Consider the following 21937-nt stretch of genomic DNA (forward strand, 5'->3'; position numbering starts at 1 on the left):
CACGGCATGAAACTCATCGGCAGCTATACCAGCCCTTTTGTGCGAAAGATTTCGGTTTTATTGCTGGAAAAGGGCATCACTTTCGAATTTGTGAATGAACTTCCCTACAACGCGGAAAACGGCGTGGCGCAGTACAACCCGCTTGGCAAAGTCCCCGCGCTGGTGACGGATAAGGGAGAGTGCTGGTTCGATTCCCCGATAATCGCCGAATATATTGAGTTACTGGATATTGCTCCGGTGATGATTCCGCGTGAACCGCTGGCCTCACTGAAAGTACGGCAGATTGAAGCGCTGGCGGACGGCATTATGGATGCCGGTCTGGTTTCCGTGCGTGAGCAGGCGCGCCCGGCGGCGCAGCAGTCTGAAACGGAACTGTTGCGCCAGCGCGAGAAAATCAACCGTAGTCTGGACGCGCTGGAAGGTTATCTGGTGGACGGGACGATTAAGACCGATACCGTGAATCTGGCAACCATCGCCATTGCCTGCGCTGTGGGCTACCTCAATTTCCGCCGCGTGGCACCGGGCTGGTGTGTGGACAGACCGCACTTAGTCAAACTGGTGGAAACGCTCTTTCAACGCGAAAGCTTTGCCCGCACGGAACCGCCAAAGGCTTGATGCGCATTATGTCCGCCTGAGCAAACTCACGGTACAATCCCCCTCATGTCGATATCCCTCTCCGCACTGGAGGGGGCCACCAACAGCCAGGCCTTTTTCATGACAACCGAAACGCGTTCACTCTACAGCCAGCTTCCTGCTATCGATCGCTTACTGCGTGACAGCACTTTTCTCTCTTTACGTGACACTCACGGGCACACCAGGGTGGTGGATCTGCTTCGCCAGATGTTGGATGAAGCAAGGGAAGCGATTCGCGATACGCAGGCGCTGCCCGCGTGGTGCGAGAACTGGGCGCAAGAGGTGAATATCCGGCTGGCGAAAGAGGCGCAAAGCGCGCTGCGTCCGGTGATTAACCTGACGGGAACGGTGCTGCACACCAATCTGGGGCGTGCGCAGCAGGCGGAAGAGGCGATTGACGCGGTGACGCAGGCAATGCGCGCTCCGGTCACACTGGAATATGATCTGGATGGCGCCGGGCGCGGACACCGCGATCGGGCGCTGGCGGACCTGTTATGTCGCATTACCGGGGCGGAAGACGCCTGTATTGTGAACAACAACGCGGCGGCCGTGTTGCTGATGCTGGCGGCGACGGCGAACGGTAAAGAGGTGGTGGTATCGCGTGGTGAACTGGTGGAGATTGGCGGCGCGTTTCGTATTCCTGATGTGATGCGTCAGGCGGGCTGTACGCTGCATGAGGTAGGCACCACCAACCGGACTCACGCGAAAGATTATCGTCAGGCGGTGAATGAAAACACCGGCCTGTTGATGAAAGTGCATACCAGTAATTACAGTATTGAAGGCTTCACCAAAGCGGTGGATGAGGCAGAGCTGGCCGCTATTGGGCTGGAGCTGGATATCCCGGTGGTGGCGGATCTGGGCAGCGGTTCGCTGGTGGATCTCAGTCAGTACGGCTTGCCGAAAGAACCGATGCCGCAGCAGCTGATTGCCGCAGGCGTCAGCCTGGTCAGCTTCTCTGGCGACAAGCTGCTGGGCGGGCCGCAGGCCGGGATCATTGTCGGCAAGAAAGAGATGATTGCGCAACTGCAAAGCCACCCGCTGAAGCGGGCCCTGCGTGCCGACAAAATGACGCTGGCGGCGCTGGAGGCAACCCTGCGACTTTATCTGCACCCGGAAGCGCTGGCGGAGAAACTGCCGACGCTGCGGCTGTTAACCCGCAGTGAAGCGGCGATTCAGGCGCAGGCGCAGCGGCTACAGGCGGCGCTTGCCGCACGCTTTAGCGCGGAGTTCGCGGTAAACGTGATGCCTTGCCTGTCGCAGATCGGCAGCGGTTCGCTGCCGGTTGATCGGCTGCCCAGCGCGGCACTGACCTTTACGCCGCATGACGGGCGCGGAAGCCGTCTTGAGGCGCTGGCGGCTCGCTGGCGCGCGCTGCCGGTCCCGATCATTGGCCGAATTTATGATGGTCGCCTGTGGCTGGATATCCGCTGCCTTGAAGACGAGACCCGGTTTATGGAGATGATGTTGAAATGATTATTGCAACCGCCGGACACGTTGACCACGGAAAAACAACGCTATTACAGGCGATTACCGGCGTGAATGCCGATCGGCTGCCGGAAGAAAAAAAACGCGGTATGACCATCGATCTGGGGTATGCCTACTGGCCGCAGCCGGATGGCCGCGTACTGGGATTTATCGACGTTCCCGGTCATGAAAAGTTTCTCTCCAACATGCTGGCGGGCGTGGGCGGTATCGATCATGCGCTGTTGGTTGTCGCCTGTGATGACGGCGTGATGGCGCAGACCCGCGAGCATCTGCAAATTTTACAATTGACGGGCAATCCGCAGCTTACGGTTGCGCTGACCAAAGCCGACCGCGTGGACGACGCGCGAATAGAAGAGGTGCGGGAAGAGATTCTGGCGACGCTGGGCCATTACGGGTTTGCCGACGCGACGCTGTTTGTCACCGCTGCGAATGAAGGGCGCGGTATTGAGGCATTGCGCGAGCATTTACGGCAGTTGGCGGGCCGCGCGCATCCCGGCCATCAGAGCTTTCGCCTGGCGATCGATCGCGCGTTTACGGTGAAAGGCGCAGGGCTGGTGGTGACCGGTACGGCGCTCAGCGGCGAAGTGAACGTCGGCGATACGCTGTGGCTGACCGGTGTGAATAAGCCAATGCGCGTGCGCAGCCTGCATGCGCAGAATCAGGCGACTGAACACGCTCATGCCGGACAGCGTATTGCGCTGAATATCGCGGGTGATGCGGAAAAAGAGCAGCTTAACCGTGGCGACTGGCTTCTCTCTGACGTACCGCCGGATGCCTTTTCACGCGTCATCGTTTCGTTAGAACATGCTGCGCCGCTCGTGCAATGGCAACCGCTGCATATTCACCACGCCGCCAGCCATGTCACCGGACGTATTTCCCTGCTGGAGGGCACGCTGGCGGAACTGGTGTTCGATACGCCGCTATGGCTTGCCGATAACGACCGGCTGGTACTACGCGATATTTCTGCTCGAACCACGCTTGCTGGCGCACGCGTGGTGACGCTCAACTCGCCGCGTCGCGGTAAACGTAAACCGGAATATCTGCAATGGCTGTCGGCGCTGGAAAACGCCAGGGATGACAGCGACGCGCTGGCGACGCATCTCGAACGCGGCGCGGTGAATATTCCTGATTTCGTGTGGGCGCGGCAGCTCAACGGCGACGGTATGCGCCAGCTTATTGAACAGCATGGTTTTATTCAGGCGGGTTACAGCCTGTTGAACGCCCCTGTTGCCGCGCGCTGGCAGCGTAAGATTCTGGATACGCTCGCGATGTACCACGAACACCATCGCGATGAGCCCGGCCCGGGGCGCGAGCGTTTGCGGCGCATGGCGCTCCCGATGGAAGACGAAGCGCTGGTGCTGCTGCTCATCGACCGTATGCGTGAAAGCGGCGTGATTCACAGCCACCATGGCTGGTTGCATTTACCGGATCACAAAGCCGGTTTCAGCGACGAGCAGCAGGCCGTCTGGCAAAACATTGAGCCGCTGTTTGGCGACGACCCCTGGTGGGTGCGCGATCTGGCGAAAGAAAAGGGCGTGGACGAGCAGGTTATGCGGCAGGTGCTGCGACAGGCGGCACAGCAGGGCATGATTACCGCGATCGTGAAAGATCGTTATTACCGTAACGATCGGATTGTCGCTTTTGCGAACCTGATCCGCGAACTGGATCAGGAGAGAGGCTCGACCTGCGCCGCTGATTTTCGCGATCGGCTGAATGTTGGACGAAAACTCGCCATTCAGATTCTGGAGTATTTTGACCGGACAGGATTCACGCGCCGTCGCGGAAACGATCATTTATTACGCGATGCGTTATTATTTCCGGCAAAAGAATGATACGAATTATTAAAATAGAAAATGAATTAATACAATTATTTTCTTGAATTATATAAAGCACAGCAGGCGATGAACCTAATGTGCTTTTTTATATTTTATAATGGGAAAATAACAACAGCGATCATATTTTCACGACAGGTTCATCCGTATGCTGCCAGCCTTATTTCAGTAATTAAGGATGGTACAATGGCTGCTTCAACATTTTTTATTCCTTCCGTGAATGTAATCGGCGCTGGTGCATTAAAAGAAGCAATGAATACCATGGCGGAATATGGTTTTCGCCGTACATTAATTGTCACGGATAGCATGTTAACAACATTAGGCATGGCTGGAGATATTCAGAAAGCGTTGCAGGAACGCGATATTTTCAGCGTTATTTATGATGGCACGCAGCCGAACCCGACCACCGAAAACGTGGCTGCCGGGCTGAAACTCCTGAAAGAACACGGGTGCGATAGCGTAATTTCGCTGGGCGGCGGCTCTCCGCACGACTGCGCGAAAGGCATCGCGCTGGTGGCGGCGAACGGCGGCGACATCCGCGACTATGAAGGTGTGGATCGCTCCGCGAAACCTCAGCTACCGATGATTGCCATCAACACGACGGCGGGAACGGCATCAGAAATGACCCGCTTCTGCATCATTACGGATGAGGCGCGCCATATTAAGATGGCGATTGTGGATAAACACGTTACGCCGCTGCTCTCCGTGAATGACTCTTCGTTGATGATGGGGATGCCAAAATCGCTGACCGCCGCGACCGGCATGGATGCGTTAACCCACGCCATTGAAGCCTATGTTTCTATTGCCGCAACGCCGATTACTGATGCGTGCGCGCTGAAAGCCATCTCTATGATTGCGGAAAACCTGGCGATTGCCGTGGAAGAGGGCAGCAACGCGCAGGCGCGCGAAGCGATGGCCTATGCGCAATTCCTGGCTGGTATGGCGTTTAACAATGCTTCTCTGGGCTATGTCCACGCGATGGCGCACCAGCTCGGCGGCTTCTACAATCTGCCGCACGGCGTATGTAATGCGGTGCTGTTGCCGCACGTTCAGGTATTTAACAGCCAGGTCGCGGCAGGCCGTCTGCGCGACTGTGCGGCTGCGATGGGCGCTAATGTAACCGGGATGAGTGAAGCCGACGGTGCGAAAGCGTGCATTGACGCTATCCGTCAGCTGGCGCAGCAGGTCAACATTCCGGCGGGTCTGCGCGACCTGAATGTGAAAGAAGAAGATATTTCGGTGCTGGCGACCAATGCACTGAAAGACGCCTGTGGCCTGACCAACCCTATTCAGGCGACCCACGACGAGATCATGGCGATTTACCACGCGGCGATGTAATTGAGTGATTGCCGGATATACGCATCGTGTCATTCCGGCGTCATGCCCGATGGCGCTGTGCTTATCGGGCCTACACTGTGCGGTAAGGTGAAACGGCTTAAACATCCGCTTGTCTATATCGTGACCGCAGTCGTAAAGCAGTAAAAGGCTGGCGAAGATTTCGCCAGTCCCGTCTAACCTTTGTAGTACCCCTACAGTAAGGAGACGGTCATGACCAATAATCCCCCTTCAACGCGTATTCAGCCCGGCGAGTATGGTTTTCCTCTGAAATTAAAAGCCCGCTACGACAACTTTATCGGCGGAGACTGGGTCGCACCGGTAGACGGCGAGTATTACCAGAATCTGACGCCGGTGACCGGGCAACTGCTGTGTGAAGTCGCCTCTTCCGGCAAAAAAGATATCGATCTGGCGCTGGATGCCGCGCATAAAGTGAAAGAACAGTGGGCGCATACGTCCGTGCAGGATCGCGCCGCGATTCTGTTTAAGATTGCCGATCGCATGGAGCAAAACCTGGAACTGCTGGCAACGGCGGAAACCTGGGATAACGGCAAACCCATCCGTGAAACCAGCGCCGCCGACGTGCCGCTGGCGATCGACCATTTCCGCTATTTTGCGTCCTGTATCCGCGCACAAGAGGGCGGTATCAGCGAAGTTGACAGCGAAACAGTGGCCTATCACTTCCATGAACCCCTGGGCGTGGTGGGGCAGATCATCCCGTGGAACTTCCCGCTGCTGATGGCGAGCTGGAAAATGGCCCCGGCGCTGGCGGCGGGGAACTGCGTGGTGCTCAAACCTGCGCGTCTGACGCCGCTTTCGGTTCTGTTGCTGATGGAAATCGTTGGCGACCTGCTCCCGCCGGGCGTGGTCAACGTCGTGAACGGCGCGGGCGGAGAGATCGGCGAATATCTGGCGACGTCGAAGCGGATCGCGAAGGTGGCGTTTACCGGTTCGACGGAAGTCGGGCAACAGATCATGCAGTACGCGACACAAAACATTATCCCGGTAACGCTGGAGCTGGGCGGTAAGTCCCCCAATATCTTCTTTGCCGATGTGATGGATGAAGAGGATGCGTTTTTCGACAAGGCGCTGGAGGGCTTTGCGCTGTTTGCCTTTAACCAGGGTGAAGTTTGTACCTGCCCGAGCCGTGCGCTGGTACAGGAGTCCATTTATGAGCGCTTTATGGAGCGGGCCATTCGTCGCGTCGAAAGCATTCGCAGCGGTAACCCGCTCGACAGCGTTACGCAGATGGGCGCGCAGGTCTCCCAGGGTCAGCTGGAAACCATCCTCAACTACATTGATATCGGTAAGAAAGAAGGCGCGGATGTGTTAACCGGCGGACGGCGCAAGCAGCTGGAAGGAGAGCTGAAAGAGGGCTATTACCTCGAACCGACCATCCTGTTTGGTAAGAACAATATGCGCGTCTTCCAGGAGGAGATTTTTGGCCCGGTGCTGGCGGTGACGACCTTCAGGACGATGGAGGAAGCGCTGGAACTGGCTAACGACACCCAGTACGGGCTTGGCGCCGGAGTCTGGAGTCGTAACGGCAACCTGGCGTACAAAATGGGGCGCGGTATTCAGGCGGGACGCGTATGGACCAACTGCTATCATGCTTACCCGGCACATGCTGCGTTCGGCGGCTATAAGCAGTCTGGGATTGGCCGCGAAACCCACAAAATGATGCTGGAGCATTATCAGCAAACCAAATGTCTGCTGGTGAGCTATTCCGATAAACCGCTGGGGCTGTTTTAAGCGCCGTATAACCACGTTGCCGGATGGCGGCTTCGCCTTATCCGGCCTACGGGAAACCGCACATGTAGGCCCGATAAGCGTAGCGCCATCGGGCAGATTTGCCGGAGAGAGTGAAGCCGCTGTTCGGTCGTTGGGAACCCGGCGCAGCATTATTAACTGTAATTTGAGATAAATATATAATATTTAATTGTCACATGCACCAGCCCTGTCTATTTAGCTTATACTGCTAATCGTTTGTCTTTAGTAATTACATTAATTTATACAAATATTTTTTTCAGCTATTAAACCTATACCCCATCAGAAAGGTGTGGGAAAAGAGTTGTGTCGGTTAACTATTGAAAATAAATTGCTTTTTTTTACACTTGAGGCTTACACAATAATCAAGGAGGAGGTGAACATGAGCAGGTATCTCTGGTTTAGCTCAACGTGAGTATCTAAAGTATGGAATATCAGTTACATGGATTTATGATTGGCAGGGAAATATTCCTTGATATTAACGAAGCTCGAATTTTCCGGCTGCCGGTTAATAAAATGGATAGCGTCATCTCTTTCTGTGGAGTGTTTTTTAATCGGACAATGCTCCATCTGTTTGTTTACCTTTTGGTCAATGCACGTTCTCAATATGTCTCAAAGGATGAATTACTCATCAACGTTTGGGAAAAAAATGAATTATGTGCTTCCACGCAGCGTTTATCTAAAGTCGTCAAAAATCTAAATAATAAATTAAGTCTGCTGGGGCTACCGAAGAATTCAATTGTCTGCGTGAAAGGAAGTGGATACATACTGGCACTGGATGATATTCAACCGCTTTATAGTGTGGTGGACAATGTAGATTATCAATACCGATATCGCTGAGGTCAGTAACCGTTTATTCCGTAGCGTGATGTCGCCTTCGGATTCTTACCCTGGACGTTTTACGCCCAGGGATTTTTTTATTGTCTTACTGCCCGTAATAGGCGTTCGCGCCGTGTTTACGCAGATAATGTTTGTCGAGCAATTCTGGCTGCATATCCGGTAGCTGCGGCGTGAGCTGGCGCGAAAACAGCCCCATATAGGCGCACTCCTCAAGCACCACGGCGTTATGCACGGCGTCAGCGGCGTCTTTCCCCCAGGCGAATGGCCCGTGTGAGTGGACTAATACCGCCGGGATCTGCATTGGGTTCAGACCGCGTTCTTCAAAGGTTTTGATGATTACCTCGCCCGTCTGGTATTCGTATTCCCCTTTAATTTCCTCCACGGTCATCAGCCGGGTACAGGGGATTGCGCCATAGAAATAGTCGGCATGCGTGGTGCCCCAGGCGGGCAGGTCAAGACCCGCCTGTGACCAGATCGTTGCATGGCGGGAATGGGTATGCACAATTCCGCCGATCTGCGGATAACGACGATAGAGCGCCAGATGCGTCGGCGTATCGGACGAGGGCTTTTTGCTGCCTTCAACGACCTTGCCGCTGGCGATCTCCACCACCACCATATCGTCGGCGGTCATGACGTCATATTCAACGCCGGAAGGTTTAATGACCATCAGTTTTCGCGTTTCATCGACGGCGCTGACGTTACCCCAGGTGAATGTCACCAGATGGTGTGCCGGAAGCGCCAGATTGGCTGCCAGCACCTCGGCTTTTAACTGCTCTAACATGTGAATCCTCCTTCCTGCATACGCGCTTCTATCCAGCGCCGCGCCTGGATAATTTCCAGCACCGGCTCTTTGGCCTTTTCCGTCCACATCTCAATCAAAAACGCGCCACGGTAGTTCAGCTCATGCAGCGTTTTGAAGATGCCGACAAAATCCACGCACCCTTCGCCGAACGGCACGTCGCGGAACTGACCGGGGCTGTTCTCTGTCACCGGTTGCGTGTCTTTCAGGTGGATGGCGGCGATGCGGTCAATACCGAGCTTCAGCTCAGCGGCGACGTCGTTGCCCCAGGCGCTGAGATTGCCGACATCCGGGTAAACGCTAAACCACGGCGAGGCGAGCAGCGCGTCCCATTTTTTCCATTTGCTGATGGAGTTCATAAAGGCGGTGTCCATGATCTCCACCGCCAGCATCACCTGCGCTGCTGCGGCTTGCTCCACCGCCCACGCCAGCCCTTCGGCAAAGCGTTGTTGCGTACTTTCGTCATGTTCTTCGTAATAGACGTCATAACCCGCCAGTTGAATGGTGCGGATACCCAGATCGCGCGCCAGGTGAATCGCTTTGGTCATGATGTCGCGCGCCCGCTGGCGTACGGCTTCATCGCGACTGCCGAAGGGAAAGCGACGATGCGCGGACAGGCACATTGACGGGATGGCCACGCCGGTTTCCAGCATGGCGGTCACCAGCGACGCCCGCTGCGTGGGGCTCCAGTCCAGGCGCGACTGGCGTTCGTCGGTCTCATCCACCGACATTTCGACAAAGTCAAAGCCGCAGCTTTTCGCTAGCACCAGGCGCTCCGGCCAACTGAGGTCTTTTGCCAGCGCTTTTTCATAGATACCTAACGGATGATTACGCATGCTGCTCTCCCCAGATGGCGTTAATTTGCGCGTGGAACCCGGCTGCAACCTGCGCCGGATGCGCCGCCCCTGCCAGCGCGCGTCCGGCGATAAATGCTTTGACGCGAATATCTTTAAACAACGGCAGATCGGCAGGCGTAATGCCGCCGGTAATCGACAGCTCCAGGCCAATGTCAGAAAGCGCCTTCATCCGCGCCAGATCCGCGTCTCCCCACTGCTGTCCGCTGGCCTGCGCGTCGCGCCCACGGTGGTAAATCGCCTGGCGCACACCGGTGCGATACCAGGCGCGGGCATCGTCCAGCGTCCAGTTGCCGAACAGCTCCATTTGAATTTCACCACCGCAGGATTGCGCGACGGCATGGCCTTTCTCCACCGTGGCGAGCGGTGCCGCACAGATAATCGTCATCCAGTTGGCGCCTGCGGCAAAAGCCTGCTGCGCGAGCGTTTCGCCCGCATCGGCCACCTTCCAGTCGGCAACGATGATTTTATCCGGGCACTGGGCGCGCAGCGCTTTCACCGCGCCAAGTCCCTCGGTTAAGCAGAGGATGGTGCCAGCCTCAACGATATCGACGTGGTCCTGTAACAGGGCGACATCGCGAAGCGCCGCCTGAAGGTTGGTGTGGTCGAGCGCCAGTTGCAGTAATGGTCGGCTCATAATGCGTGCTCCTTAATGCGGGCGTGGTAGCCCTGTAATGCCTGAATCAAATCCTGGTATTGGTGGTATTTGCGCTGATAAAGACGGTGCGCGGCCATGTCGGGCATCAGCGTGCGTACCGGGTGCCGTAAGGCGTGCTGAGCCTCGCTGAAACTGCGGTATACGCCGGTGCCGACGCGGGCGGCGAGCGCGGCGCCAAAGCAGCCGGTCTCTTCAACCTGCGGCAGTTCGATGCGCAGGCCGCTGACATCCGCCAGCATCTGCATCCAGACGTCGGAGTGCGCCGGGCCGCCGGTTACGCGCAGGGTGTGCGCCTCAGTAAAGCGTTCGCGCATACGGTTGAGATGGGTCATGTGGCTGAACACCACCCCTTCGTAAATGGCCTGTAGCAGATGCGCGCGGGTATGCAGCGCCTGCATGCCGTAAAAGCCGCAGGTCATCTCCAGCCCGGCATTGCTGCCGTACAGAAACGGCAGGAAAAAGAGTTCGCCGCTCGCTTTTGGCAGACTGGCGACGGCCTGGTTGATCTCGTCAAAAGAGAGTTCGCCCCATTGGGCGGTAAACCATTCAAGATTGCCGGATGAGGTAGGGCTGGCTTCGTGAACGATGTACTGCCCGTCGTTGACGTAGCGGCCATAGACATAAGGGTGCGCTTCGTGGTCGCGCAACCCCTCGGTGATCCCGCTGGTCACCGCCCAGGTGCCCATCACTGCGTTGAGGGTGAATTCATCTTCAATACCGGCGCAGAGCGCGGTGGAAACCACGTCAAACAGACCGCCGACGACGGGCGTGCCCGCCTTCAGACCGGTGATGGCGGCTGCCTGAGCAGTGATCTCCCCGCATATTTCGGCTGACCCCATAATGGGGGGCAGCGCATCGTCGATTTCACTGATGCCCAACCATTGGGTCAGGCGCGGGTCATACTGCCCGCTGCTCATGTTGTAGAGGTTGGACTCAGAAATGTTGCTCTCTTCGCACCCTTTTATGCCGGTTAAACGCCAGCGCAGATAGTCATGCCCCATCATCACGCAGCCAATTTGTGCGTAACGTTGAGGGTCGTTCTCTTTAATCCAGCGCAGCAGAGAGGCGGGATGCCCGGTCCACAGCGTCTGACGGGTAACGGGGTAAAGCTGTTCAGGAATGCCGTCCTGCTGCCAGCGCTGGACAATCTTCAGCGCCCGGCGGTCGGAAGAGAGAATGGCGCTGCCCAGCGGCTGATCCTGCCTGTCGAGCAGAAACAGTCCTTTACCCTGAGCGGAGATACCGACGCCTTTAATTTGCTCGCCGGAGATGCCTGTACGCTGCAAGAGCCCGGCAATGGTGGCTGCACACTGTTGCCAGAGCTGGTGCATGTCGCGTTCGGCGTAACCCGGCAGTGGCGTTGCCGTCTGTAACGACTGCCGGTTGATCCCATGCTCATGACCTTTGGCGTCATACAAACCGGCTTTCAGATAAGTACCGCCACAATCGATGCCCAGCCAGAAGGCCTCTTTCTCTCTCATCTTTCATGTCTCATTTTTGCCGGATGGCGCCACGCTTATCCGGCCTACGGGTTTTGTAGGCCCGGTAAGCGCTGCGCCCCGGGCATGGTGTTACGCGGCGTGTTTACGCGGACTCATTGTCTTTGCCGGTGTCGAACCCGCATCGCATTTCGCGGGCAGCAACAGCGCCAGCAGCGCGGCCAGCGCCAGGGAGATCGCCAGGCAATAGACGCCCGCATCTTTGCTGTACAGCGTGATCAGTACGCCAACCGCGTAGGGGCCGCAGAAGCCGCCGAGGTTGCCAAGCGCGTTGATAACGCCGCGTGCGCCGCCCGCCATCTCGGCGCTGAACAGACGTGCCGGGATCGTCCAGAAAACGCCCGCCGCCGATTGCAGGAAGAAGCCGCAGCCGACCAGCGCGGCATAGGCCAGCCAGATTTGGTTTTTCAGCGCCACCGACAGGAACATGCACAGGGCGAAGCCAATCAGCGGCAGGCAGACAAACAGTTTGCGTTTACCCGTGCGGTCGGAAAGGAAAGAGAACAGGAACATCCCGGCGATCGCGCCGACGTATGGCAAAATGGCGAGCATACCGACTTGCCCCATGCTGCTGTGGGTCAGCTCTTTGAGGATGGTTGGCAGCCAGAGGGTGTAACCGTAAATCCCGGTCTGATAGAAGAAGTTCAGGGCGATAAGTTGCCACATGGTTTTGTCGGAAAGGACCGCGCTGAGAGAGGCGTTTTTGACTTCGCTTCCGGCAATGGCTTTCTGTTCTGCGGCGAGGGTTTCCACCAGATAGTTTTTTTCCGCCCCGGAGATCCAGCGGGCTTCCTGCGGCCGGTCATAAATGGTGTACGCCCACAACACCAGCACGACGAGAGAGAGCAGACCTTCAATAATGAACAGCCAGCGCCAGTCGAGTACGGTGATTATCCAGCCGGAGAGCGGGGCGGTGATAATCCCGGCAATCGGCACAAACATAATCACAATGGCGTTCGCACGACCGCGTTCAGCGTCCGGGAACCAGTTGCTGATCATCGTCAGTACGACGGGCAGCATACCGCCTTCCGCCACACCCAGTAAGAAACGCAGGGCAAGCAATTGATACTGGTTGGTGATTAAGCCTGTGAGGACGGAAATAACCGCCCAGGCAACCAGCGACCAGCCGATAAATTTCTTGCCGCTGCCGTGAACGGCGATTTTGCCGCCGGGAACCTGTAAGAACAGATAGCCGATGAAGAAAATCCCGCCAGCCAGACCGGCCATAGTGGCGGAAATACCTAATTCGGCATCCATTCCGCCAGGCATCGCGAAAGCAATATTCACGCGGTCCATATAAGAAATAATACAGGTAATCAGAATGGGCGGAATAATTCGCAGCCAACGCTGACGAGGTATATCTTTTTCTGTAGGGCGAGAGGTCATATTCATCTTCGTATTCTCGTAAAGTAAGTATTCTGGCGATGAAAAGTAAATTATTTAATGCCTGATGACGTTTTGCTTATCAGACCTACGCCGCCATCCGGCAACGTCTTATTATTTGGCGTTATTTAATGCCGTAATGCCGTCGCGTAATATCGCTACGCGGTGACTGACGTCGGCATTAGCGTTAATTTCCAGTAACTTAATGCCCATGAATTGCAGAACGTCTGTTCCTGCGCAGGTCAGTAATTCACGGGCATGTTCTTGCGTCATCATGCTGTCAGGGCAGAAAGGCGCGAAAGGCGCATGTAAATCCTGCCATTCGCCGTATTCACCGCTTTGCGTTGTACCGGAGAACATCAGCGCGCCGAGTTTGCCAGCCTGTTTCACCTGCTGCGTATGGGTCAGTGGCAGGGTGGTGTTGCGTCCTTCAATGGCGGAACGCGCCCAGTTAATGCAAACGCTGATGTCGTAGTCGGCAATCACCTCCAGCACGTTGTCCAGAGGCAGGAATCCTTTGCGCGGCGCGGCGCTGGTCATCGCGTCGCAGTGTTCCAGCACCAGGTCGCACGGCCAGTCCCAGCCAGCGATCTCTTTCACTGAACGGGCAAATGCGTCCGTTGCCTGTGCGACGTTTGGGTTATCGGCCAGCGGTGCGGCGTGCAGCTCAAGCGCGATCACTTTCCCGGCGCTTGCCGCGTTGATTGTCGTGATCTTCTGGTAAAGGTGGCGATAGTACGCCACACAGGCCTGACGCTGATCTTCATTGCTGGAGGCCAGCCCAAAGCCGCGGTTTTCACCGCGACGGCGCATGGTTTCCATAATCGCCGTCACGACGATTTGCCAGTTGCCTGGCGTATGGCGCAATAACCACGCGTCGCCGAGTGGGTGAAGATGTTCAAGGCAGGGTTGCTCCAGCCCACGAATATCAGGAGTATCGGAGAGTTGCCGCCAGAATTCCTTCTCTTCCTCTTCACTCTTTTGGTGAAATGAGGGTGCACAGGGATACGCACCGATAATATAACCGGTATTGTTCGTTTTCATGTTGTGCTCCAAAGATAACGTTTTATAAAGCGGATATTGCCACTTTAACGACGATTTTCCGTATGGGTGTCGCGACCGTTTTATTGCAGCCAGGGCGATGAACATCCTGCGGGAAAAAAATAGCGTAGCTTCCCGGAACCATTTCAAAGAAAGATTCATGTTCACTGTCGTGATAGAAAATAATATCGCGCTGTTCTAATAACGATTCGCTGATTTGGTTATTACCGGTGTCGATGGCAACCCCTATTTTTTCTTCACCCCAGGCGAGAAACTGAATATCCAGATAACGGCGATGAACTTCTGGACGGTTTTCAGCCGCAGTGCGGGTGGTTAAATCAATTATCTGGGCAAAAATATTTTTGCCGTCGATTTCCACCACCCCAGGGTCCAGCGTGCGAAAGTCGGTGGTGCGTAAGAAATCGAGCGCCTTTTCAATCGCGTCTGGCAGACGACACGGATTGGGCTGTGCGATATGTCCAAATATCATGCTATGCCTCCTTACAGCGCCTGGATTTTGGCCCATACGCTGTCATCGACGGTGATGCCGTTGCGGCGATTCTCATCCCGCAGCCGGGTAAATTCGTGGCCTGGCAGACGGATTGCCACGTTCTCATCGGCGCGCTCAGCGGTGGTGACGAAATCCATAATGCGCTGGAGTTTGGCATCGCGCGTGGCGCCATCAATCAGCTTATCGACCTCAATAGCGATGAAGATCTGCGAAACGCCGTATTCGTCGCTGTTTTCCTGGGTAACTTCGGCAACGGAAGCGCCGTCGGAAAGCAGGGTGGCGATCATATCCAGCACAATCGACAGACCTGATCCTTTCCAGTAGCCCATCGGCAAAATGCGGCGATTTTTTTCGATCACGCCAGGTTCTTTGGTCAAATTGCCTTCATCGTCGAACCCGCCGTCCACCGGCAGCTCACGTCCCGCCAGCCGGTTTACCTCTAACATGCCGTAGGAGAACATCGACATCGACATATCGATCATGGTGATTGGCGATGAAGGGATGGCGACAATCAGCGGGTTCGTGCCAATACGGCACTCTTTTGACCCCCACGGCGGCATCACGGCGATAGAGTTGGTCCAGCAGATGCCGATGTAGCCTTTTTCCGCCGCCTGCCAGCCGTAGCTGCCGCCGCGCATCCAGTGGTTGGCATTGCGTAACGCCACCAGGCCGATGCCGTGGTCGGAAGCCAGTTCAATGGCGCGATCCATCATTTTTTTCGCCGTCAGATTGCCGATGGATCGCTGAGCATCCCACTGCTCAATGGCGCCAAGGCTGGTGATGCGCTGCGGTCTGGCATCAGGAATGATGTCGCCATTATCCAGTTGTTGAATGAAACGGGGAAAGCGATTCACGCCATGCGAATAGACGCCGGATTCTGTGGTACGGGCAAACATCTCTGCACAGGCGTCAGCCGTTTCCGCCGCAACGCCGCGCGCCAGCAGCACCCGATTGAACGCCTCTTTTAACTGCTCAAAAGTCACTTTCATTCCTGCTTCTCCCGTTTATTTTTGACCGCTTTTTTATCTTTAAATTTCACTATGCGAAATCTGATTTCAAATATAGCGATCAAATTTTGACAGATCAACGGGGTGGTCTATTTTTTAAAATCATCAAAATCAAATAGTTGTGTTTTTTCGGTTCAGATCGTGAACTGAAACACACTTTGCGTTACCATCAGAGCGCGACGAAAAGGGGAGCGGAAGCGATGGGCATAAAAGAGAGCGAAATGACGCAAGAAAAAGAGAGGCCAGCCGGTAGTCAGAGCCTGTTCCGTGGTTTGATGCTGATTGAGATCCTCAGTAACTACCCGAACGGATGCCCGCTGGCACACTTGTCTGAACTGGCCGGGCTGAACAAAAGTACCGTGCATCGACTGCTACAGGGGTTGCAGTCCTGCGGGTATGTCACCCCCGCGCCTGCCGCCGGAAGCTATCGTCTGACCACTAAATTTATCGCTGTCGGGCAGAAAGCCCTGTCATCACTGAATATCATTCATGTGGCTGCACCGCATCTTGAGACGCTGAATATCGCCACTGGCGAGACCGTCAACTTCTCCAGCCGTGAAGACGATCATGCCATCCTGATCTATAAGCTGGAGCCGACCACTGGCATGCTGCGCACCCGCGCCTATATCGGTCAGCATATGCCGCTGTATTGCTCTGCGATGGGGAAGATTTACATGGCGTTCGGCCATCCTGACTATGTGGAAACCTATTGGGAAAGCCACAAGGATCAGATCCAGCCGTTGACCCGTAACACCATTACCGGGTTGCCGGCAATGTATGACGAGCTGGCGCAAATTCGTGAAAGCGGTATGGCGATGGATCGCGAAGAGAATGAGCTGGGCGTTTCCTGCATTGCCGTGCCGGTGTTTGATATTCACCATCGGGTGCCATACGCCATCTCTATTTCGCTTTCGACGTCCCGGCTTAAGCAAATTGGCGAGAAAAATCTGCTCAAACCCCTGCGTGACACCGCGCAGGCGATCTCGAATGAGTTGGGTTTTACCGTGCGCGATTAAGGCAGGCGCCCGGAAGATGATGGGCATCTGACAAAATTTAATCGTTTCCCTCGTCGGATCAAAGCAGCGATCGCGCCCTCTCTGGCACTCTGGGGTTTTACGCAGGTGGAGAGGGCAATGAACCGATTTATCATGGCGGATGCGGCGAAATGTATCGGCTGTCGTACCTGTGAGGTTGCCTGCGTAGTGGCGCATCAGGAGAACCAGGACTGTGCGGCGGTGTCGTCCGGGGAATTTGTCTCCCGCATCCGGGTCATTAAAGACGATGCGTTTACCACGGCGGCGGCATGTCGTCAGTGTGAAGATGCCCCCTGCGCGAACGTGTGCCCAACGCAGGCTATTCGTCGCGATCATGGGCACATCTTCGTGGAACAAGCGCGCTGTATCGGGTGTAAAAGCTGTATGCTGGCGTGCCCGTTCGGCGCGATGAACGTTGTTTCGCGAACCTCACGCGTACAGGCGATTAAATGCGATCTCTGCTGGCACCGTGAAACGGGCCCGGCATGTGTGGAGGCCTGCCCGACTGACGCGTTGCAGTGCCTTGATGTGGAAAACGTGCAGCGACAACGACTGCACGCGCAACCCGCCTGAGTGTCACCCCGGTCAGGCGATGACCGGGGGGGCTGTCAGCCTTCGCGCCAGGCGCGCTCAACCTCTTCAGCAAGAATTTTCACCCCTGCCTCAATTTTTTGCGGATCGGGAACGTAGTTCATCCGCATGCACTGATGCGTATGCGGCCAGGGTTTGTCCAGCCCCGGGAAGAAGTAGTCGCCGGGAACCATCAATACGCCGCGCGCTTTCAGACGCTGGTACAGCAATTCAGTCGAAATCGGCAAATCTTTGAACCACAGCCAGAGGAAAATAGCGCCTTCCGGTTTATGGATCAGGCAGCGATTTTCCGGTAAATACCGGCGAATGGTCGCGATTGTCTCCAGTACGCGCTGGTAGTAGAACGGTTTTATTACCGTTTCCGACAGGCGCAGCAGGTCGTTACGCTTGATCATTTCGCACATCATTGCCGGGCCAATACCGCCAGGCGACAGGCTGATAATGCCGTTCATATTGGTGATGGCGGTGATGATTTTTTCATTGGCGATAATGATGCCGCAGCGGCTGCCGGGCAGCCCCAGTTTAGAGAGGCTCATGCACAGGATGATATTCGGATTCCACAGCGGGCGTGCTTCGCTGAAAATAATGCCCGGGAAGGGAACGCCGTAGGCGTTATCGATCACCAGCGGGATGCCGTGCTGATTGGCAAGGGTATCCAGCTTCATCAGCTCTTCGTCGGTAATCACATTGCCTGTTGGGTTAGTCGGGCGCGACACGCAGATCATGCCAGTCTCTTCCCCGATGCGCAGATGTTCAAAATCAACGTGGTATTTGAACTGACCTTCCGGCAATAGCTCGATATTCGGGCGAGCGGAAACGAAAAGATCCTCTTCCAGCCCGGAATCGGCATAACCAATGTATTCCGGCGCCAGCGGGAACAGCACTTTTTTAGTCGTCCCGTCGGCGCGGCGTCCGGCGAAGAGATTAAACAAGTAGAAAAACGCGCTCTGACTGCCGTTTGTTAGTGCAATATTCTGTGGTTCGATATCCCAACCCAGATTCTCACGCAGCAGCGACGCGAGCGCTGTCAGTAGCTCCGTTTTTCCCTGCGGACCGTCATAATTACAAAGCGCATCAGTGGCTTTGCCGTTTTCCAGCATTTCGCCCAGTAGCGAATGGAAGTAATTCTGCATTTCCGGGATTTGCGCTGGATTACCCCCGCCGAGCATGATTGCGCCGGGCGTGCGTAAGCCGTCATTGAGGTCTTCCATCAGGCGGGTAATGCCTGAATGGCGGGTAAATTTGTCGCCAAAAAGTGAGAATGTCATAGCAGGTGGTCTGTCGAACTCATTATCAAAGTGGCTAACCATAGCGCTACCTATGGCAGGGTGCAAATCAGGCGTTAACGCCGTGGTTGATGCTTTATGCTGAAGATTTTTATCTGGCTGGTGTTTTGTTTTGATGAGACGTCCGGCGGATGGGCACGCCGGACGTCAGGCAGGATTAAGGGCGACCCGCCCAGATGACCATGACCTTATCGTCGTCGTGCTCGCGCACAAAACCGTACCCCTGCTTCAGCGAGAGCGTGGTTTGCTTACCGGCGCCGATGGCGGGGTGTCTGGCGCGGAACTGGCTGATTCGCTGCCAGTGGGCAACGGTGGCGGCGGATTTACCGTTGATATCCTGCCAGTTCATGTCAGAACGGGTGCCTTGCAGCGGATCGGAACCCGTCGGGCCAAAGGGACGTGCGGATTCGTCGCCATAAAAGATCTGCACGGCGCCGGGCGCCAGCAGCAGAAGCTCTGCGGCCTTATCGCCACCTTCCCGAAAGAGGCGCGTGTCGTGCGAGGAGAGATAACTCAGCACGTTGAAATCCTGTAATTTCTCTGCCATTTGCTGCCAGGTGGCGTCCATATCCGCCAGACAATCGACCGCTTTTGCCGCCTGCTCCTGGTAGTCAAAGTTGATCATCGCATCAAAGCCGTGGCGGTAATAATCACTCTGCATGACGCCGTGGCCCCAGGCTTCACCGGTCATCCAGAAAGGCGTGTCGTCCAGCGTCTTTTCCGGGTTGGCCTGTTTCCACTCGGTCAACGCCGCGCTGGCCTGGGTTTTCAACTGCTGCCAGGCAGGAAGTTCGACGTGTTTGGCGGTATCTACGCGAAACCCGTCGATGCCGTAATCACGTACCCACTGACTGAGCCAGTGGGTCAGATAATCCCGCGGCGTGTAGCCCTCAATGGCTTTTGCACGGGTATCCGGTTTGTTTTTATAGAACACCGGCAGGCCGGAAGGGGTTGTGGATTCCGTTTTAATATCGGGCAGGAAGGCCAGTGACATGGTCAAATCGTCAAAGCCTGGATTGTCATAATCGCCAATATCCGTGCGAATCCATTCTTTCCCCCACCATGCTTCCCATGCCGCTTTGTCGCTGAAGTTGATGTAGTCATTAAAGCTGTGCCAGCTTTGCCCGGCGGCGGGCTTCCAGTCAGTCCAGTGTTCGCCCAGCGTCTTTTTCAGCTCATCGCCTTGCAGATACAGCGCGCCAAACCGGAATGTCTGCATGTCCGCCAGCGTGGCGTAGCCCGTGTGGTTCATCACCACATCAAACAGAATACGGATGCCGCGCTGGTGTGCGCCATCGACTAACGCGCGAAGGTCGTCCTCGCTGCCCATATTGGCGTCCAGCGTGGTCCAGTCCTGGGTGTAATAGCCGTGGTAGGCATAATGCGGGAAATCCCCTTTCGTACCGCCGCCGACCCAGCCGTGGATTTGCTCGAACGGCGCGCTGATCCACAGGGCATTCACCCCCAGGTGTTGCAGATAGTCCAGCTTGTCTGCCAGCCCGCGTAAATCGCCGCCATGAAAGGTGCCAATCTCCTCCATGCCGTCTTTGTGGCGGCCATAGCTTTGGTCATTCGTCGGATCGCCGTTCTGGAAACGGTCTGTCAGCACAAAGTAGACCGTCGCGTTATGCCAGTTGAATGCGGCGGGCGCGTTGGTTTCCGCGCGTTCAAGCAACAAAAGCCCGTTGCTGGTCGCGCCGGGTTGTAGCGTAATCTGACCGTTCTTAACGGTAGCGGTTTGCTGGCTGTAGTAATCGCGCACGACCGCGCCTTCCGGGAAGGTGTGACTCACCTCCAGGGTCAGCGGCGAGCCGTTCCACGTCGGGCACTGGCGCACCGTGCTGGCGACGGGATCGGCGGTGCTTTTTATCGACAGCGTCAGCGTTGGCGTACCGGAGCGGGTATCAATCTCCAGCGAATAGTCGCCGTCTTTAAACAGTCGCCACTGTGGCGGCGTGCCTTCACACGGTTTGAGCGACAGCATCTGATTGAGTTTTATAGCATCAGCAGGTTGCCAGCACTGTTGGTCAATATGCAGCGTCAAAGGGTGCGTACCTTTCGTCAACGCGGCATGGCTGACAAACTTACCCGTCCCTTCCGCCGTAAAGGGCGGGAATCCCTGAGATGTCCATGATGAGGCGAATACGATGCCGGGCATGAGCGCCAGCGCAAAAGCGGTAAGTTTCATTACGCTTTCCTTATTGCTGCGATTTTAGCCAGTATGCCGTTGAAAGATAGCGGATAACTCATCCCTCTGGCGTATTCCGCCAGGCTGAGGCGCGAGGGTGAGCGATCGTGCGCAGAAAATAGCCATGTTTTGCGATAACCACCACATTTTCTTCGTATTAATAGCGTTCTTCGCCATTATTGCGTGACAGGGTTTCGGAATTGGACTATTCCTTGGGGTGCTCTTGACGGTTATTTTTGATATGATTTGAGATTCATCTCTCATTTTTTTGAAAAATATAAGGCGTTGGAATGTATAAATCCGACCAGGAGACCTAATGATATTGACGCCCATACGACGATATGGGGCAATGATTCTTATGTTACTCACCGTAGTATTTTCGGGTGAGGTGCTGGCGAAGGCGCACACGACAACAACGAGTCAAAAGTCCCACGTAACCAAGACAGGTCATAAACAGGTAAGCAGTAAACAAGAGTATTCTCGCAATAGTGCAAAGAGTAGTTCACTTCCTGATTTGCGAAAATACCCTTCCGGAACACCAAGGAAAAAAGCGTTTCTCCGGACGGTTATGCCTTTTATCACCAGTCAAAATGCTGCGATTACTGCGGATCGTAACTGGCTGATTTCAAAACAGTATCAGAACCGCTGGTCGCCTTCTGAGCGTACGCGTATGAAAGATATCGCGGCGCGCTACAAGGTAAAGTGGTCTGGCAACACGCGTAACATTCCGTGGAATACCTTGCTGGAACGCGTAGACATCATCCCGACCAGTATGGTGGCGACGATGGCGGCGGCGGAAAGCGGCTGGGGAACCTCTAAACTGGCGCGCAACAACAATAACCTGTTCGGCATGAAATGCGGAAAAGGGCGTTGTACCAATGCGCCGGGTAAAGTGAAAGGTTACTCGCAGTTCGGCTCGGTTAAAGAGTCGGTTAACGCGTACGTGATTAACCTGAACACGCATCCTGCTTACTCGTCTTTCCGTAAGTCTCGCGCCCAGTTGCGTAAGGCGGATCAGGAAGTTACCGCAAGCGCGATGATTCATAAGCTGAAGGGTTATTCGACGAAAGGGCAGAGCTACAACAACTATCTGTTCGCGATGTATCAGGATAACCAGCGTTTAATCGCCGCGCATATGTAATGACCCGATTTTGTAGGCCGGATAAGGCGCTTGCGCCGCCATCCGGCACAAAC

19 protein-coding genes are annotated in these 21937 nt (G+C 55.5%); 9 read left to right on the plus strand and 10 right to left on the minus strand.

All coding sequences use genetic code 11. The annotated features are described in order from the left end of the window. Nucleotides 1-6 precede the first annotated feature (6 nt). The 6 genes from FD428_RS00630 (at nt 7) to FD428_RS00655 (ending at nt 7892) form a co-directional block, all read left to right on the plus strand. The gene (locus FD428_RS00630) at nt 7-615 is read left to right on the plus strand and encodes a glutathione S-transferase (protein WP_047460300.1); all 609 of its coding nucleotides are present in this window, start codon (nt 7-9) and stop codon (nt 613-615) included. A 99-nt stretch (nt 616-714) separates the two neighbouring features. Further along, a complete protein-coding gene (gene selA / locus FD428_RS00635) occupies nt 715-2106 on the plus strand; it encodes an L-seryl-tRNA(Sec) selenium transferase (protein ID WP_114848110.1) in 1392 nt (463 codons plus the stop codon). Then, nucleotides 2103-3950 carry a selenocysteine-specific translation elongation factor gene (gene selB, locus FD428_RS00640; protein WP_114848109.1) on the plus strand — a complete coding sequence of 616 codons (1848 nt, stop codon included), beginning with the start codon at nt 2103-2105 and terminating at the stop codon, nt 3948-3950. The genes selA and selB overlap by 4 nt, the downstream gene beginning before the upstream one ends. Nucleotides 3951-4136: 186 nt before the next feature. Further along, entirely contained in the window at nt 4137-5288 is a 1152-nt protein-coding gene (gene yiaY / locus FD428_RS00645) for an L-threonine dehydrogenase (protein WP_114848108.1), read from the plus strand. A 210-nt stretch (nt 5289-5498) separates the two neighbouring features. After that, nucleotides 5499-7037 carry an aldehyde dehydrogenase AldB gene (gene aldB, locus FD428_RS00650; protein WP_012135724.1) on the plus strand — a complete coding sequence of 513 codons (1539 nt, stop codon included), beginning with the start codon at nt 5499-5501 and terminating at the stop codon, nt 7035-7037. A 441-nt stretch (nt 7038-7478) separates the two neighbouring features. Further along, complete coding sequence (locus FD428_RS00655; RefSeq protein WP_012135723.1) at nt 7479-7892, plus strand: helix-turn-helix domain-containing protein; 414 nt, start codon at nt 7479-7481, stop codon at nt 7890-7892. An 85-nt stretch (nt 7893-7977) separates the two neighbouring features. On the opposite strand, the gene araD is transcribed toward FD428_RS00655, so the two are convergent. From araD to yiaK, 8 genes are all read right to left on the minus strand, one after another. Next, nucleotides 7978-8673 carry an L-ribulose-5-phosphate 4-epimerase gene (araD, locus tag FD428_RS00660; protein ID WP_012135722.1) on the minus strand — a complete coding sequence of 232 codons (696 nt, stop codon included), beginning with the start codon at nt 8671-8673 and terminating at the stop codon, nt 7978-7980. After that, nucleotides 8667-9527, minus strand: a complete 861-nt coding sequence (locus FD428_RS00665) for an L-ribulose-5-phosphate 3-epimerase (RefSeq protein ID WP_114848107.1) — start codon at nt 9525-9527, stop codon at nt 8667-8669. Before FD428_RS00665 ends, araD begins: the two co-directional genes overlap by 7 nt. Beyond that, nucleotides 9520-10182, minus strand: coding sequence for a 3-keto-L-gulonate-6-phosphate decarboxylase UlaD (ulaD, locus tag FD428_RS00670; protein ID WP_047460316.1), 663 nt, complete (start codon nt 10180-10182; stop codon nt 9520-9522). The genes FD428_RS00665 and ulaD overlap by 8 nt, the downstream gene beginning before the upstream one ends. Then, on the minus strand, nt 10179-11684 hold the full coding sequence (locus FD428_RS00675) for an FGGY-family carbohydrate kinase (RefSeq protein WP_110493659.1): 1506 nt from the start codon (nt 11682-11684) through the stop codon (nt 10179-10181). Before FD428_RS00675 ends, ulaD begins: the two co-directional genes overlap by 4 nt. 90 nt (nt 11685-11774) lie before the next feature. Next, nucleotides 11775-13094, minus strand: coding sequence for an MFS transporter (locus FD428_RS00680; protein WP_047460323.1), 1320 nt, complete (start codon nt 13092-13094; stop codon nt 11775-11777). Nucleotides 13095-13199: 105 nt separating this feature from the next. Next, nucleotides 13200-14129: a DUF4862 family protein gene (locus tag FD428_RS00685; protein ID WP_104868035.1), complete on the minus strand. Its 930-nt coding sequence runs from the start codon at nt 14127-14129 to the stop codon at nt 13200-13202. Between the two features lie 22 nt (nt 14130-14151). After that, the gene (locus FD428_RS00690) at nt 14152-14616 is read right to left on the minus strand and encodes a YhcH/YjgK/YiaL family protein (RefSeq protein WP_012135715.1); all 465 of its coding nucleotides are present in this window, start codon (nt 14614-14616) and stop codon (nt 14152-14154) included. Nucleotides 14617-14627: 11 nt separating this feature from the next. After that, entirely contained in the window at nt 14628-15626 is a 999-nt protein-coding gene (yiaK, locus tag FD428_RS00695) for a 3-dehydro-L-gulonate 2-dehydrogenase (RefSeq protein WP_071259234.1), read from the minus strand. 218 nt (nt 15627-15844) lie between these two features. Between yiaK and yiaJ the strand changes: the two genes are divergently transcribed. Beyond that, on the plus strand, nt 15845-16660 hold the full coding sequence (yiaJ, locus tag FD428_RS00700) for an IclR family transcriptional regulator YiaJ (protein WP_058668270.1): 816 nt from the start codon (nt 15845-15847) through the stop codon (nt 16658-16660). A 117-nt stretch (nt 16661-16777) separates the two neighbouring features. After that, nucleotides 16778-17251 (plus strand): 4Fe-4S dicluster domain-containing protein, encoded by a 474-nt coding sequence (locus tag FD428_RS00705; RefSeq protein ID WP_114848106.1) that lies wholly within the window; start codon nt 16778-16780, stop codon nt 17249-17251. 35 nt (nt 17252-17286) lie between these two features. Here the strand turns inward: FD428_RS00705 and avtA are convergent, their stop codons facing one another. Continuing rightward, nucleotides 17287-18537, minus strand: a complete 1251-nt coding sequence (gene avtA, locus FD428_RS00710; RefSeq protein WP_024131054.1) for a valine--pyruvate transaminase — start codon at nt 18535-18537, stop codon at nt 17287-17289. 175 nt (nt 18538-18712) lie between these two features. Continuing rightward, a complete protein-coding gene (gene malS, locus FD428_RS00715; protein ID WP_114848105.1) occupies nt 18713-20743 on the minus strand; it encodes an alpha-amylase in 2031 nt (676 codons plus the stop codon). Nucleotides 20744-21059: 316 nt separating this feature from the next. On the opposite strand from malS, the gene FD428_RS00720 reads away from it, so the two are divergent. Next, the gene (locus FD428_RS00720) at nt 21060-21884 is read left to right on the plus strand and encodes a protein bax (protein ID WP_024131053.1); all 825 of its coding nucleotides are present in this window, start codon (nt 21060-21062) and stop codon (nt 21882-21884) included. Nucleotides 21885-21937 lie beyond the last annotated feature (53 nt).

Origin of the sequence: Citrobacter sp. TBCP-5362 (assembly GCF_005406305.1) — a bacterium.
Lineage (GTDB): Bacteria > Pseudomonadota > Gammaproteobacteria > Enterobacterales > Enterobacteriaceae > Citrobacter_B > Citrobacter_B koseri.